Source organism: Bacillus sp. 22475, assembly GCF_052044835.1.
In the GTDB taxonomy this organism is placed as follows: Bacteria; Bacillota; Bacilli; order Bacillales; family Bacillaceae_G; genus Bacillus_A; species Bacillus_A cereus.
Window position 1 is genome coordinate 58,751 of record NZ_JBQENW010000011.1, and the last position, 15,582, is coordinate 74,332.

The window sequence follows — 15,582 nt, forward strand, 5'->3', positions numbered from 1 at the left end:
TTTATAGCTTATTATTTACAAAATCGCAATAAAAAGCAATGATAAATATTCCCAATATGAAACTTATATCTCTATAAAAAAAAGTAGCATAATAGCTACTCCTTTTTTCTTTGTTTCTCATATTGTTCAAACGCATGAATTCTTTCAAAAATTGGCGGGTGCGTGTATAAGAAAAATTTCACTAACGCAGGCGGATTTACTTGGCTTAAACTTGTTTTTGATAAATATTGAAAAGTTTTCACACCAGATTTCCCATCCTTCGTCATATTTAAAGCATATTGATCTGCCGCTCTTTCTTCTATACGTGAAACGTAGTTTGTTGCTGGTTGTGCTGCAAAAGAGAGTACAGAAGAAATTAAGAAAAATAAAGGTAAAATGGAGAAACATGCTACTTTTGAAATTTGCAATGTATCTCCCCATTTGCGAATACACATATTTATAATACGACTAATTAAAAACATACCTATAAACGATAGCAATACATAACTTGCAACGCCAAAATATATATGCTTCATAACATAATGCCCCATTTCATGGGCCATGATAAATAAAATCTCTTTATCTTTTAACTGCTTAAGCGTTGTATCCCACATTACAATACGGGCGTTAGGGCCAATTCCTGTTACGTAAGCATTTAATGCATTCGTTTTTTCTGACATATTTACTTCATATACGTGTTTAGCAGGAATGTCCGCTTTGTCTGCTATCGCTAAAATTTTCGTTTCTAATTCTTTATTTTTCAGCGTCGAGAAGTCGTTATACAGTGGATCAATAACGACAGGCTGTATGAATGTTAAAAAGATTGTAAATGGAACAGAGAGCGCCCACCCTGCTAGCCACCATCTCTTCGGAAATTTACGGATAAGCCATAATAGAACGGTAACTACGATTAACATAGTCGCATAACTTTCCCAAAAACCGATAACATGATCTTTTATCCAGCTTTGTGTGCTTTGCGTTGAAATGCCGTAATCAACGGACACTTTCCGGCCAATCCATTGCATCGGTAAGGCAAGCACTGTTGTCAGTAATGATAAATAAAAGAAATAAATCGCAACTTGCAAAACACTTATTTTAGTCGTTTCCTTCGACCATTTCTCAAACTTTCTTGAAATACCTAGCACAAGTACAAATAATAAAATAATCCATTCAAGAGGCGTCGCTAAAAAGTATAGTAAATTTTTCACGCGCGAATAATCTTGGCTTAGCGTAAGCTCTCTCGCACTCATAAACGTTTCTGGATCTGCACTTGTTCCTTTATACATGTCCGGAATAAGTTCATGATTCCATCCAAATAAATACCAATATATAAGTAACGCAAATCCAACGTACAAAAAAAACGACCAACCAATAACCTTCCTCACGCTATTCCCTCCTCTATGCTGCCTGTCTATTATTATTGTAAGTTCGTACACGCTAAATTAGAACAAGCTTATTATGCGAATTGCTCGAGATCCTTTTATTTACATAAAAAAACTCTTCTACATAAGAAGAGTTTTCCCTATCTTTAAACACTTTCTTTAGTTCATAATCCGGAATAAAGATCGCACGTACAAACCAACACACGTACCCTACTTGCTTTTTAGATAACATAAAAAACCTCTTTAAGGAAGTACATCTATTAATAAACTAAAATCTTGTAAAGAGAAAGAACTATATTTCATAATACCTTGTACAGCTAAAAGTAAAACAAGACCGATCACACACATATAGTTAACGCTTTCTTCATTCTTTTTTTCAGTAACGACTCCACCACTTATACATAAAATCCCCAACAAATGGAGCGCTAAATACATGAAAAAATAAGCTTCCTCCCAGCGCAAAATAACATTCACTGTCGTTATTAACACTAGACTAAGTAAAATCAAATAAAAAAACTTATTTGATGATATCGTTTCATTCATATAATTTTATACATCCCTTTCAAATTTCGAATTAATGATGTTTCAAAGCTATAAAGTAAATGATTGTTTTTATACCATAAAACAAAAGGAAAGCCACCATTACTTTCTCGAATACTTTATGAATCCACATATACTTCTCTTCATTCTTTCTGAAGATGCGCTTCATCATTTCTTCTACAATTAGACCAAGTATTAGTAAAACCCCGAACACAATAAGAAGAGAAATAATATTTCCTTTTAAATGAGTACTAGAAAATAAGTAATACTCTGGAAACACAATCGTATCTACTACCGGTTGAAGCCAATGACAAACGCTTTTATCACACATATCTGTAATAGACGTAGAATCTATAATGTCTTTTAATATTTTTTCAACCGTCTTCTTCATCTCATTTACTCCCCACTACATCTGAAAAGCTCTTTTCCTGCTCTGCATATATAACTGGCACTTCTTTACTCCAATATTTACGATTAACAAATAAAAAGATAAGTACTAAGTTTAATCCTGTTATAAAAATAATAAGTCCAGGAAAGAATGTCGTGTAATTTGAGAAATCGGCAAAACTCATAATTTTTTCTCTACTTATTAAAAAAGACGCACCCATTACAAATGCATTGTTTAACATATGTATTGCAATTGGCATGAGTAAACTTTTCGTACGAATATATACGATTGATAATACGATGCTGAATATGGCTGCACCGAGGAAATCAACATGTAACAACGCAAACAATATTGCTACAACGATGATTGCTATGCTCGTTCCCCATTTTGTTGCAAAGCGTTGAAGTAAAAATCCGCGAAAAACAAACTCCCCGATAATTGGTGCGATGAATACAACCATAATGACTTGATATACATATCCCCCAGTACTATCTACAATCGGTTCATGCAGGGCGTTCATAATAAAGTCCGGTGTAATCCATGCAAAACTATACATATACAAAATAAGATACCCGTAACTAAACATGCATAACATAATCGTAATGTATAAAACTTGCACCAAGTTAAATGTTTCATTTTTATTAACAAACAATGAAAATGAAATGTGATGCTTTCTATACTCATAAAAAATCCATAGCATCGGAAGGATATAGAATATAAGAATATTTATAAAAGAAGAATTTTGTATATGAAATGTACTTGTTAGTAACTCGCCACTACTTCTCGCTATTAAAATTAATAGTGCAAATACAATTAAAAAATATCTAGCTCGCATCACTTGAAACGGATTCACACTCATCTCCTCCCCTATGTTACTTTTATCATATCATTTGATTCTTAATTTTTTGCGAAAGAAAACCTTAAAATTTCCTTAAAAATTCCATAAGTTACAAAATGATGATATGATATTCGAGGAAATTAGGAGGGATGTTTATGTACCAAGCAAATATTTTACTCGTTGATGATGAAACAGCAATTTTACAATTACTAACTACCATTCTTAAAAAAGAAGGCTTTTCTCATATTACAACTGCAACATCAGCTGAAATGGCTTTATCTCTAACTAAGCAAAACAATTACGATTTAATTATTTTAGATGTAATGCTTCCTGGACAATCTGGTTTTGATATTTGTCCAATCATTCGCCAACAAACAGATTGTCCAATTTTCTTCCTATCAGCAAAAGCATCTGATTTAGATAAAATATCCGGATTTTCATACGGTGCAGATGATTATATTACGAAGCCCTTTAATCCATTAGAAGTAGTAGCACGTATGAAAGCACAGCTTCGGAGACATATGAAACAAACCTTACCGCACGAACAAAAATCACACTCGCTTTCATTTGGAAGATTTGAAGTTGATCAGTACTCTGCAGAACTAACAGTAGATGGACACATTGTCGAATGTTCCGCTCAACTCTTTCAACTACTACTCTTCTTTTGCGAGAATCCGAACTACGTATTTTCGAAAGAGGAAATATACGAAAAAGTTTGGGGAGCACCTGCCTATAATGGCGATGACAACACCGTTATGGTCCACATTCGAAAACTACGTGAAAAAATTGAACACGATCCAAGTAAACCAGAATATATAAAAACCGTTCGCGGGCTTGGTTATAAGTTCGTTACAAAGTAGGGTGACGATATGAATTTTAATAAACGACTTATTATTCAATTTATCATGCAACACGTTTTTGTTTTAGTTACATTACTTATCGCTGTAGTTGCTGCTTTTACTTATTTAATTTTTCTTCTTACTAGTACTTTATACGAACCTAACATTCCAGATTCTGATAGTTTTACAATTTCAAGATACATCTCTTCAGAAGATGGGCATATTTCGTTACAATCTGAAGTGCAAGATTTAATTAAGGAGAAAAATGATTGGCTCCAAGTTGTAGATGAAAACGGAAAAATCCTCTACCACTTTAATACACCAAATGATGTTCCGAATACTTATACAAAGACATCTTTAGTCGCATATATACAACATCATATCGAAAGTAATTATAAATTTACATATTGGGAAATTGAATTAGAAGAAAAGAAAGTACTTGTTATTTATGGTGGTATGTTAAAAAGCAATGCGTTACTGACAGCAATTCAAAAGGAGCACTCCTCTTTAACGACGGATTCGTTCACATTAACAGATCAAGAAAAACAGTTACTGTCTAAAGAAAAAGCAACAATTCAAATATTTAATCAAAATGGCAAAGAGGTTTTTTCCTATCCAATTGGAAAGAAAAAAACATTTTCAGCAATACAAATTGCCCTTAATGAAAAAGAACCGTGGAATCATAAAGAAAACACGTCTAGCTTTTACGATGCAAATAGTGGCAACCTTCTCGTTGTAACTGCAAAAAATGAGCACTACTATCCAGATGACGAAATTGAAGATGTATTTACTAAGAAGTTTCTCATCGGATGCGGATTAATCCTTCTTATCGTATTTGTTTATTTAGTCATTCTTTCTATTTGGTACGGTAATAAATTCGGGAAACCGTTATTACATGCGATGCGCTGGCTTAAAAATATTGCTGGTGGAAAGTATGAAGAACCTATTAGTAAAAAAGGAAAACCTGTCAGGTTCCGGCGATCTGGTAAAGAAAAATGGTCATTCCGTTTGTTTAGAGATGTAACAAGTTCACTAGAACACCTTTCTATTACACTCAAAAAAAATGATGCGATGAGGCAAGTACTTCAGCAAACACGAGAAGAATGGATTACCGGTCTAACACACGACTTAAAAACACCACTTAGCTCTATATATGGATACGCATTATTACTCGAATCGGATCAATATAACTGGACTGATCGTGATATTCAGCAATTTGGTAGTGTTATGAAAGAGAAATCTCAATATATGACGACATTAATTGATGATTTAAGCTTAACGTATCAATTAAAAAATAACAGCCTTCCTGCCCAACACGTAAACGTTGAAATCAATCAGTTCGTCCAAAAAGTATTATTGCAATTTATTAACAATCCAACACTCCAAAATCAAAATATTGAATTCGTACCGAGCTCAAATAAAATTCAATATTTCATTGAAGAAAAATGGTTCCAGCGTATTATCGAAAACTTACTAGTAAATGCTGTAAAACATAATAACGAAACAACTACTGTCATCGTAAAATTATCACAAAACGCTAATTCCTTTACACTCTCCATTTCAGATGACGGAAAAGGAATGGATGAAAAAACGAAAGAACTTCTATTTGAACGATATTACCGCGGAACAAACACAGAAGAAAGCAACATCGGAACTGGACTTGGCCTAGCCATTACAAAACAGCTCGTTCATGCTCATAACGGAACAATTTCCGTTGATAGTGCACTCGGAAAAGGAACGACGATTATTCTTGTCTTTCCGTTTCGTTCGTAGGAAAGACGCTATGTGGCGTCTTTTTTTCTTTTCTGGGAGAATTTCGCGGTAATTGAAATTATGCAGATCATTTTTTTGGGGTGTTTTAGCGGTATATGAAATTATATCGCTGATTTTTTGAATATATCGGCGCAACTCGAATTATATCAGCGATTTTCGAAATATATCGGCGCAATTCAAAATATATCAGCGATTTTCTAGATATATCGACTTACCGACAAAAACCGACAATACTAACCTACCTCCCTACTATACAAAGTAAAAATAAAACTATTAACAAATACATTTCTAAACTGTTATACTATAAATAGAAGTATAAACTAACTAAGTTTTGCATAAAATGAAGTAGACGAGGTGCTTCCAACACCCCGTCACTGCAACTAATTACCGTAAGGTGGAAGGTTGCAACTAAAGCTTATTTGCGCTTAGAAGACTTCCCACGCTTCGCAGGCAGACGGGTGGTCTTCTTTTTGCGCTTTTTTGCCGTTAATTTCTTAAATCCCAAAACTATACCTTCTCTAGCTATAGTTTTTGTGATTTCCAACAAAATTTGCAAAAGAAATTCCATACGATTACACCTCCTTTCTTCACCAAATGAAGAAAGGGCATAACCTTCCACCCGCAATATTTAATTGCTGTTTTATTTTACCATTTTCATATGTATTACAGATAAAACAATACAAATTTAACAATCCACTTATAAAGTGAAACTTTAATCAGTGGAGATTTTGTTCATCCCGCACTGATTATTAGCCCTCACCAATCGGGCTGCCCGACAAATAGCGGGATAAAAATAACCTTTCATAACTCACTATGAAAGGTCACTCCATATTTCAGCTATTTCCCTACTAACACAAACACATTCTCATCAGGTGCTTCCATTACGGCAACATGTCCTGATTCTGTTGGAAATGGTTCGCGAATCCACTTTACATCTTTATTATCTTTTAAACTCTCATACGTTTGTTGTACATCTTCTACTAATACTTCGACTTCCATAAAATTAATATCCGGATGATTGCTTATTACTAACTCCGAACTTTTTTCATCTGGAAACTTCAATCCTATTAACGTCCAAATAGCTCCTTCTTCTAGTTCTCTTTCTATCATCCAGTTTTGCTTCATTCCCATTTCTTTATAGAAAGAAATTGATCTTTCTATATCTTTCGTATGTATAGATACACATTCTAGTTTTTTGAACATTTTCCTATTTCCCCTTTTATGAAAAAGTGAACCATCTCCCAACGATTCGCTCTTACCTTATTATTTTTTCTTCACCGGTATCCAAAGCTCTACTTGTGCAAACTCACTCTTATCTTCGTGGCAACGCTCATCGTACAGTTCAAACTCTGTAACTCCGCAATGTTCATATCCTGAATGCGGGAACCATTCTGAGAATACTGCATTCCAAGTTTGGTGAATAGACGATACCATTTCTTTATGAGGAACTTTCGGCGTTGTAAATACTGCATATGTTGCTGCCGGGAAAGTACGCTTTGCAATTTCATTTGGTACATTTTCAAAGTCTGTAACTTCCATTCCGATAATATAAGTGAAGTCCCCTGTTTCTAAATTAAAATCAGTACATAATCCAAGCTCTACCCATTGGCTCGTATCTTTACGATTCGGAATCGTTGTTCCAAGATCTTTTTGTAAATATTCTTGCCAAAATGCTGGGATGTCTTGATGGTTTTTCCCTTCTTTACTTGTCGTCTTCAGTTCATAACCTGCCATTAAAAATTCTGGTTTATTTACAATACGATATTCCATTTGTATGCCTCCTAAATACGGATTTAATTTTCTTTGCTTTACATTCACGCTGTAATACATCGGTGTTTCAATTTCTTGTTTTCGATATTCACTCGGTGTCATTTGAAATAATTTCTTAAAGGCTCTCGTGAACGTTTCGTGAGATTGAAAGCCATGCTCAAATGCGATATCAATAACTTTTTCATCCGTATGAGAAAGTTGATAAGCTGCCCGGGCTAACCTCCGCTTTCGAACATACTCCATTACTGTATCACCTACTAATGCCTGAAATACACGATGAAAATGCGACTCAGAAAAACCTGCAATACGTGCTAAATTACGCAGCGTCTGTTTTTCCATTACATCTTCCTCAATATAATCAATTGACCTTTGAATTTGTGTTTCATAGCTTTCCATCTCTGTTCACCCGCCTTATATGTATTATGATAAAAGAGAACACAATCCAATTCTTGACGTTTTTTACTATAATTCCATAAAAAATTGTAACTTTTTTATATGTATTTCGTTGTTATGTATGAAGGGAGGGAGGGAAATGTAGTGAAACGCAAACAATCATTAGAAGAAATTTACTCAGAGCATATGCATGATTTATTTCGCTATCTTCTCTCCCTAACCGGAGATTCCCACTATGCGGAAGATCTCATGCAAGAAACATTTTACCGAATGCTCGTCCATATTGATTATTATAAAGGCGAAGAAATTAGGCCGTGGTTATTTACAATAGCCTACAACGCCTTTATCGATTGGTATCGAAAAGAAAAAAAGTATAACACAGCTACAGTGGAAGAATTCCATTTACCAAACGTGCCAAGTACAGAACATGAATATTTCGTAAAACATGAGATTGCTAGTTGGTTAGACAGTTTATCTTCTCTTCCGCTCGAAAGACGAAATGTCCTACTACTACGAGATTACTATGGATTCTCCTATAAGGAAATAGCAGAAATGACTGGTCTCTCATTAGCGAAAGTAAAAATTGAATTACACAGGGGACGAAAAGAAATACAAAGCATAAAGGAGTGATACGGATGGGTTGTACAGAATTTAAAAAACTATGGAAGAAGTATGAAAATGGAACGCTCACGCATGATGAACAAGAACTGTTAGAAAGTCATATTGAGTCATGTGAAGCGTGTGAAGCTTACTTAGATGAGCTGTTAACAAAAACAGAACCAATTAAGAAAAAGTTACCTCCAAAAGATCTTAAAATTCCTTTTTGGAGAATTAAGTGGAAACATCGTTTACAAACGTTTGGTTTTATATTATCAATTTGCATCGTTATCTATATAATCGGCGGGGTATTATCAGCCTTTTATTTTCAAGCTAATAATGATAAAAGGCTAGAAGAAATTAGAGAGGTTCCTTCGCTTGCACTTGAAGCAACGATCCCAAATAGCCGTGTTATGGGCGGCGGAACAAGTGTAGAAGCTTTTTTCCGTACGAATAGCCAATTTGATTTAGTACGAACCGTGGGTAAAAAAGAAATGCCCCTCGGTACAATAGAAACAAAAAGCTTCTTATCATCTGTAGATATCACGAAGCAAACTTGGATGAATCCGTTCTATCAACCAAAACTCTTCTTTGTTCATCCAAAAACAGAGCAGGGTGATTATTTAAAGGATTCATCAAAAAAAGTATGGGATACACTTGCAAAAGTACATGATGGAACCGTTGCAGAAGTAGCAATTTCTTTTGATAAAGCTTACACTTTAAAAGAATTAGAACCGCTTTTATATAGCATATTTGAAGCACAAGAACTCCCTCCAACTCCTGTATGGTACGCTTTAGATACAGGACAAGAAAGAAAAAATGTAGATGACTATATCCTACATGGCGGAGAAGCTATAGGGTTTCCAGAACATGTAAGATTCCTCGATAATGAAACTGACGGGCAGAAAACGCAAGAAGACAAAGTAACCGAAATGATGAGCGTCCTTTCTATCCATAAAAAAACGGTAAGCAAAATAGCAGCGCTTTCTGAGAAAGAACTAAACTTAGATAAACGTTATCAATATGTAAAGGATAACGGTGTAAAAGTATACGGCATTGTTATTACTGGCCCGTCGAAAGAGTTATTAAAATTACAAAACTCCCCGCACGTACGTTATGCGACTCTTGGAGATATTGAGATTTGGAATTGGTTTGATCATTAATAAAAAAGAAGTAGCGCTCTAAAAACGATGCGCTACTTCTTTTTTAATTCGAAATCACTTTCACATACATCCCTCTCACCGCTTTTTCATAAGCAATATCACTCATCTGTCTTATGTTTTCTGACACAACAGATGCTGGAATAACTTCACCTTCACGAAGTAACGGCGGATCAATAAGACGTACTTTATTTTTCTGATGTAGATCATAATCGTTTCTATCTTCTTTTACTTTTATATTTGAATGAACTTTGCTTAATAAAGCTTCTACTTCGAGGTCATTACATTGCTGCAATTTCGAAATAAGCTCCTCATCTTCAAGAAGAAAATCATCTGCATGAATAATCCTTTTATGAAGAGCTACCTTTAACGTTTTCGCTAACATATCATTTCCGTAAATATTCATTGGTTTCATAAAGAAATCGATTACTTCTTTGTAATACGTTTCTGTAAACCATTCCGCTATTTCGATATTTTGAAGAACCATTTTCCCCTCTACTGCGATGACACCCTCTAAAAAACTGTGAACTTCTTCTAAAGAAATATATCCGTATGTATACATATCTCGTAACGTATAATCCACTCGATCTGCACATAATTCGGGCGCTGACCTTTCCAGTAACGTCCACTTCGAATCATCTAATAAAATATCTTCATAGTTATAACCATGCTTCACAAGGATCGCTGGAATTTCTGAGTTTTTCACAACAGAACTAAATATCTCTTCATGGTAACTTTCATCTTCATTATCAAAAACGTAATCAATCACGTGGGAAAAAGCAGTATGTGATACGTCATGCAGTAAACTAGCGATCTGTTCTTCTACTGAACCACCTAGTTTTTTAACTAATAACATAACACCAACTGAATGATCAAAGCGCGTTACATTCCATTTCTCGTTCACTAAGTAACTTGCGCCTGCTTGATGAATTCCCTTTAGTCTTTGCATAGACTTACTTGAAATTAATTCTTCTACTACTTGATCCACTTCAAATTCTCCGTATAGTACATCTGATATGATCACTTACAATCCCCCTTTATTTTAATCGAGTCTTATAATCGTATCTCTTTTATGAAATTAGCACCAACATAAACATTTATTGTTATTTGTTTTTATTGAAAAAATAGAGAGCCATCAGCTCTCTATTTCATAACCCCTATTCAAATGTAACTTCTACCTGCACAATCTCCGACCTACTACCAAGTCTAAGCGGGGGTCCCCAAAATCCAAATCCAGAAGAAACAATTGCGTGGAACGCGCCTTTTTGTGCGTATCCCCAGTCTAGCTCGTACATTCTTCTCGTTACAATATGATTGGGCGCCATTTGTCCGCGGTGCGTATGACCGGATAATAATAAATCTACACCTGACGCTGCTGCTTGTTTCAACTCAAATGGCTGGTGATCCATTGCGATAACAGGCATCGATTTATCTACCGTACTCATTAATTGTTCAAAGCTTCGGCGATCTCGCTCTGTTTTATCTCTTCTTCCAACGAGATAAAAGTCATCTTCAATTGTAATTACTTCATCTAAAAGAATACGAATATCAATCTTATCCATCTCTTGTAAAAACTCTGGAACTGCTCTGCCGTAATATTCATGGTTTCCTAATACGCCATATACGCCTAATGGTGCTTTCATTTGTTTCATGATTGGTCCCATATTCTTTTGAATGAACACACCTGGATGATCGTCGATAATATCACCTGGCAGTAAAATAATATCAGGTTCCATCTCATTTACATGACGAACAAGTCTTTTTAAATGCGAAACGCCAGACAGTTTACCGAAATGCATATCAGAAGCCATCGCAATGCGTAAACTTTTACGCCCCTCTACCTTTTTCGGTATGTGCACCTCGTACTTTCTTACTACCGGACTATACGCATTAAATACTCCATACGCAAAGATAAAGATAAATGCAACTATCACAGCCGCCCCTGTCCAAATAATTGCCGCTTCTTTCTCTACTGAAAACTGTAAAAGAAAGACCATAATATCAGCTAATGGCAACAACATAAGCGCATATTGTATGACCGCAAACCAAATCGAACCTATCGTTCGCAGAAATGGCAAAAACTTAAACACTTGCACGAGAATGTACGCATATGAAATAAATGCGACTATGAAAGCATAATATCCCCAAGATTCCCAGCCAAATACCGCATGAAGCCAAACCCATCCGTTCCAGCCGATGTAAAACATAAGTAGTGTGTATATAATTAATATGGTAAATATATTGAGATAACGAAGATTCTTCACAGCCAGCCTCCTTATTGATTTCTTTTATTATAACTTGTTATGCACTTATAACGTAAATATTAAGCGCTTCAATCTTCAGAATAAGAACATTGATAAACATATTGTCTTAAAATTTTTAAGAACGGCTGTAATGGACATTTTTGAGTCTTAAGTGTTGGATGAAATTCTATTATCTTTATCCTTCAAAACTCATCTATGCAATTATGCATAACCATCCATTCCGTTTTATTTCCATGTTACGATATAAATGTAATACGACATATATCGACAAAGATAAAAGGAAGTGATTGTATGAAACGTTCTAAAACCTACTTAAAATGTTTAGCATTATCCGCTGTTTTTGCTAGTAGTGCTGTAACTCTTTCAACACCTGCTACTTACGCTCAAACGACGTCACAAGTTGTAACAGATATCGGGCAAAATGCAAAAACACATACGAGCTATAATACATTTAATAATGATCAAGCTGATAATATGACAATGTCTTTAAAGGTAACTTTTATCGATGATCCAAGCGCTGATAAACAGATTGCCGTTATTAATACAACTGGTAGTTTTCTAAAAGCAAATCCTACTATAAGTGATGCACCTATTGATAACTACCCAATCCCTGGCGCTAGTGCAACATTACGTTATCCTTCACAATATGATGTTGCATTTAACCTTCAAGATAACAGCGCTCGTTTCTTTAACGTAGCGCCTACAAATGCTGTAGAAGAAACGACTGTAACATCTAGCGTATCTTATCAACTTGGTGGCTCTGTTAAAGCTTCTGTAACGCCTAATGGCCCTAGCGGTGAAGCTGGTGCAACTGGTCAAGTCACTTGGTCTGACTCTGTAAGCTATAAACAAACTAGTTATAAAACAAATTTAATTGACCAAACAAACAAAAACGTAAAGTGGAACGTATTCTTTAACGGATATAACAATCAAAACTGGGGTATTTACACACGTGACTCCTATCATTCTTTATATGGAAACCAACTTTTCATGTACTCTCGCACATACCTATATGAATCTGATGCAAAAGGTAATTTAATACCGATGGATCAACTTCCAGCATTAACAAATAGCGGTTTCTCTCCTGGTATGATTGCTGTTGTTATCTCTGAAAAAAATACAGATCAATCTAACTTACAAGTCGCTTATACAAAACACGCCGACGATTACCAACTTCGTCCAGGCTACACATTCGGAACTGCAAACTGGGTTGGAAACAACGTAAAAGACGTTGATCAAAAAACATTTAATAAATCATTTACACTAGATTGGAAGAATAAAAAGTTAGTAGAGAAAAAATAAGTAAAAAAACGAAGGGACTATTTAGACTCTTCGTTTTTTTACTTATTCATAATAAGATCCCGCGAGTAATACCGTCGCTATGAAATTCCATGATATATTTTTAGGCATCTCTTCACCTTTATTTTGAAAAGCATCCATTAAAATATCAATGCTTTCATCACTTATAATCAATTTATCCCCTTCTATTTCCTCTTTATAAAAAGACATATTTTCTCTCCTTTACTCTCTTATACATATCCCTTGAAGACTCTCTTTTTCTTTCTATCACACTAAACCACGCACCACTTCTTCTAATAATAAATTCAACCATTCATCCAATTTGTTTTAAAACACTCTAATACACTCAGCTTTCTTTCCATAGTACTATCTCGACATTGTACTCATTCTTTAGAAAAGAAAAAGCACTTCTCATTGCTTCATCTACTACAATAAGGCTAGAATAAATTAATCCTCTTTGAGCATCGTCATATCCAATGAAATGTAATACTTCTTTTGTATATAACATGAAATCTTCTAATTCTAATTGCACACCAAAGTCCCAATTTTCATGTGCATACCATACAATAATCTTCTTAGACAATAAACTAGTTAATTCACGTTCAAATTCTTTTATTTCATTGATAACTTGTTCAGCATTTAATTCACTCATAACTTTGATAGGATTCGGTGTTTCATCAATTAAAAAGTTTACTAATGAAGCAATTTTCTTCCCGCTAATAATCTCAAATTCTTTTATAGACGGACATAACATTAAAAACTTTTCTCTAGTAGCCTTTTCCTCTACCTTTTCTCTTAACATTGCAATTTTCTTTAGACGTTCATTCACATTTATCACCTCATACATTCAGTAAATTAACATAATAAAGCGTATCATCCGTTTGAAAATACATAATCGATCCGCGGCTATAATAATTAACAAATTGAACCTGCTCCCCTAGTTCATTACAAAGATTACTATCGTACACTTGATTATTGTTTAAATCATAAACAACCAATTTTTTATCTTGAGTAATGAATACTACTTTACCTTGAGCAACCGCAAAACTTTTCGACCATATTTTCCTAGTTACATGTATTTCATTCCACGACATATGAATTTTTTTATCTTTCATTTGAACTAAAGGAAATTCTGAATAATAATAGAGCCAAACATCTCCATCTATAACATTCATTGCATAACAATCATCTATATACGGTATATTATATTGTTCTACATATTGATCATAGCTATCAAAAATCAATTGACCTGTAGAATCAAAAGCAACTATACCATTTGCTCCAATTGGAGACTCTCCAAAAATTCCTTCATCACAATAACTAACCCATATATCTTCGTTCACATCAACCTGACAATCTTGAACCCCTTCTCCAATATAAAACTTAACATATTCACTCCCATCCGCATTATAAATAACCGCATTATCATCTTCATAGTGAAATATCAGTAACCATTTCTCGCCGATTCGTTGCATACATAACACTGATTCGACATCAATATCTACATTTAAATTAAAAATATTTATATTCACATTATTTTTATCTAAATCAATAATAAAAGGTCGATTCTGATTGTCTTTTACTAGCAAAATTACATTTTGTTTATAATCCAAACTCATTTTTTTAAATTGATAGGCTTCAACAATAGACTTAAGACTTATTAATTCTTTACATACAATATCTTTCATATATATCAAAAACCTCTCGTTTATTCTAAACATAAAAAATAAGCATCAAACTTCCTTAATATTAATAAGTTTGATGCTTACTCACAATTATTATTTAAAATATTTTTATCAAACCGTAGATAAACGATGTGGATCACAGAAAGTTTCTGTATCAATCTCTTTTTCCAGCCAAAGGTCAAAGAGCGCACTAATATCTCCATCTCCTTGTTCCATCATATACTCTTTTTCTGCTTGATGAATAGGTAATAACCAAAATAAATCAAGCTCCTTTTCTTCAAAAAACTCCATTAGCTCTGGAGACTCTCCTGCCTCAATAACTGCCGGGCTTACTAAAAGCACATTCATTGAAAAATTAGATTCAGCATCCGCATTAGAAATTGTATCTCCGTAATCAAACGAGGTTTCATCTATAAATGGATAGTGTGCCAATCCAGCAAGCAAATCAATCATTTCATCATTTTGATTTGCATTTAACCAAATTAATTCTCCTTTAGCACCATTGGTCATATATTCAGCTGACATCCCTAATGTCACATATGTCCATACTGGCCTATCTTCATTTTTCGGGAATTCTAAAACGTATAGCATTCCTTTTTTTAGAGCGGTATTATCTAATTCTACTCTTTTAGCTCCTCTTTCACCCCAGGTATATTCAAGAATCTGACTAGGCTC

At 34.4% G+C, this 15,582-nt stretch carries 18 protein-coding genes and 1 pseudogene; 6 read left to right on the plus strand and 13 right to left on the minus strand.

Features of this window, described 5'->3' with window-relative positions:
* Positions 1-95: 95 nt before the first annotated feature.
* From ACTJJY_RS18535 to ACTJJY_RS18550, 4 genes are all read right to left on the minus strand, one after another.
* Entirely contained in the window at positions 96-1,364 is a 1,269-nt protein-coding gene (locus tag ACTJJY_RS18535) for a M48 family metallopeptidase (RefSeq protein ID WP_440606228.1), read from the minus strand.
* Positions 1,365-1,604: 240 nt separating this feature from the next.
* Positions 1,605-1,904 (minus strand): DUF2101 family protein, encoded by a 300-nt coding sequence (locus ACTJJY_RS18540; protein ID WP_001006050.1) that lies wholly within the window; start codon positions 1,902-1,904, stop codon positions 1,605-1,607.
* Between the two features lie 31 nt (positions 1,905-1,935).
* Positions 1,936-2,292 carry a hypothetical protein gene (locus ACTJJY_RS18545; RefSeq protein WP_440606229.1) on the minus strand — a complete coding sequence of 119 codons (357 nt, stop codon included), beginning with the start codon at positions 2,290-2,292 and terminating at the stop codon, positions 1,936-1,938.
* Position 2,293: 1 nt separating this feature from the next.
* Positions 2,294-3,142, minus strand: coding sequence for a lysostaphin resistance A-like protein (locus tag ACTJJY_RS18550; RefSeq protein WP_440606230.1), 849 nt, complete (start codon positions 3,140-3,142; stop codon positions 2,294-2,296).
* Positions 3,143-3,282: 140 nt separating this feature from the next.
* Here ACTJJY_RS18550 and ACTJJY_RS18555 point away from each other — a divergent pair, with 140 nt between their 5' ends.
* Positions 3,283-3,987, plus strand: a complete 705-nt coding sequence (locus ACTJJY_RS18555) for a response regulator transcription factor (RefSeq protein ID WP_440606231.1) — start codon at positions 3,283-3,285, stop codon at positions 3,985-3,987.
* Between the two features lie 9 nt (positions 3,988-3,996).
* Complete coding sequence (locus ACTJJY_RS18560) at positions 3,997-5,739, plus strand: sensor histidine kinase (protein ID WP_440606232.1); 1,743 nt, start codon at positions 3,997-3,999, stop codon at positions 5,737-5,739.
* 415 nt (positions 5,740-6,154) lie between these two features.
* On the opposite strand, the gene ACTJJY_RS18565 is transcribed toward ACTJJY_RS18560, so the two are convergent.
* From ACTJJY_RS18565 to ACTJJY_RS18575, 3 genes are all read right to left on the minus strand, one after another.
* Positions 6,155-6,307, minus strand: a complete 153-nt coding sequence (locus tag ACTJJY_RS18565; RefSeq protein WP_000394945.1) for a hypothetical protein — start codon at positions 6,305-6,307, stop codon at positions 6,155-6,157.
* A gap of 269 nt (positions 6,308-6,576) precedes the next feature.
* The gene (locus ACTJJY_RS18570; protein ID WP_440606233.1) at positions 6,577-6,942 is read right to left on the minus strand and encodes a VOC family protein; all 366 of its coding nucleotides are present in this window, start codon (positions 6,940-6,942) and stop codon (positions 6,577-6,579) included.
* A gap of 60 nt (positions 6,943-7,002) precedes the next feature.
* Entirely contained in the window at positions 7,003-7,905 is a 903-nt protein-coding gene (locus ACTJJY_RS18575) for an AraC family transcriptional regulator (protein WP_000446844.1), read from the minus strand.
* A 141-nt stretch (positions 7,906-8,046) separates the two neighbouring features.
* Here ACTJJY_RS18575 and ACTJJY_RS18580 point away from each other — a divergent pair, with 141 nt between their 5' ends.
* Positions 8,047-8,532, plus strand: a complete 486-nt coding sequence (locus tag ACTJJY_RS18580; protein ID WP_440606234.1) for an RNA polymerase sigma factor — start codon at positions 8,047-8,049, stop codon at positions 8,530-8,532.
* A gap of 5 nt (positions 8,533-8,537) precedes the next feature.
* Complete coding sequence (locus ACTJJY_RS18585; RefSeq protein WP_440606235.1) at positions 8,538-9,662, plus strand: anti-sigma factor; 1,125 nt, start codon at positions 8,538-8,540, stop codon at positions 9,660-9,662.
* A 43-nt stretch (positions 9,663-9,705) separates the two neighbouring features.
* Here ACTJJY_RS18585 and ACTJJY_RS18590 read toward each other — a convergent pair whose 3' ends face one another.
* The gene (locus tag ACTJJY_RS18590; RefSeq protein WP_440606236.1) at positions 9,706-10,683 is read right to left on the minus strand and encodes an HD domain-containing protein; all 978 of its coding nucleotides are present in this window, start codon (positions 10,681-10,683) and stop codon (positions 9,706-9,708) included.
* 133 nt (positions 10,684-10,816) lie between these two features.
* Positions 10,817-11,923 carry a metallophosphoesterase gene (locus ACTJJY_RS18595; protein WP_000793730.1) on the minus strand — a complete coding sequence of 369 codons (1,107 nt, stop codon included), beginning with the start codon at positions 11,921-11,923 and terminating at the stop codon, positions 10,817-10,819.
* A 34-nt stretch (positions 11,924-11,957) separates the two neighbouring features.
* Here ACTJJY_RS18595 and ACTJJY_RS18600 point away from each other — a divergent pair.
* Positions 11,958-12,071 (plus strand): annotated as a pseudogene (locus ACTJJY_RS18600) (TetR family transcriptional regulator); the annotation flags it as partial.
* A 143-nt stretch (positions 12,072-12,214) separates the two neighbouring features.
* Positions 12,215-13,225, plus strand: coding sequence for a beta-channel forming cytolysin CytK2 (gene cytK2 / locus ACTJJY_RS18605; RefSeq protein WP_149215021.1), 1,011 nt, complete (start codon positions 12,215-12,217; stop codon positions 13,223-13,225).
* 42 nt (positions 13,226-13,267) lie between these two features.
* Here the strand turns inward: cytK2 and ACTJJY_RS18610 are convergent, their stop codons facing one another.
* The 4 genes from ACTJJY_RS18610 to ACTJJY_RS18625 all read right to left on the minus strand — a co-directional run bounded on the left by ACTJJY_RS18610 (position 13,268) and on the right by ACTJJY_RS18625 (position 15,498).
* On the minus strand, positions 13,268-13,432 hold the full coding sequence (locus ACTJJY_RS18610) for a hypothetical protein (RefSeq protein WP_170950093.1): 165 nt from the start codon (positions 13,430-13,432) through the stop codon (positions 13,268-13,270).
* A 136-nt stretch (positions 13,433-13,568) separates the two neighbouring features.
* Positions 13,569-14,051, minus strand: a complete 483-nt coding sequence (locus tag ACTJJY_RS18615) for a hypothetical protein (protein WP_001005736.1) — start codon at positions 14,049-14,051, stop codon at positions 13,569-13,571.
* Positions 14,052-14,061: 10 nt separating this feature from the next.
* A complete protein-coding gene (locus tag ACTJJY_RS18620) occupies positions 14,062-14,910 on the minus strand; it encodes a hypothetical protein (protein WP_440606237.1) in 849 nt (282 codons plus the stop codon).
* A 108-nt stretch (positions 14,911-15,018) separates the two neighbouring features.
* The gene (locus ACTJJY_RS18625) at positions 15,019-15,498 is read right to left on the minus strand and encodes a suppressor of fused domain protein (RefSeq protein WP_236723018.1); all 480 of its coding nucleotides are present in this window, start codon (positions 15,496-15,498) and stop codon (positions 15,019-15,021) included.
* Between the last annotated feature and the right edge of the window lie 84 nt (positions 15,499-15,582).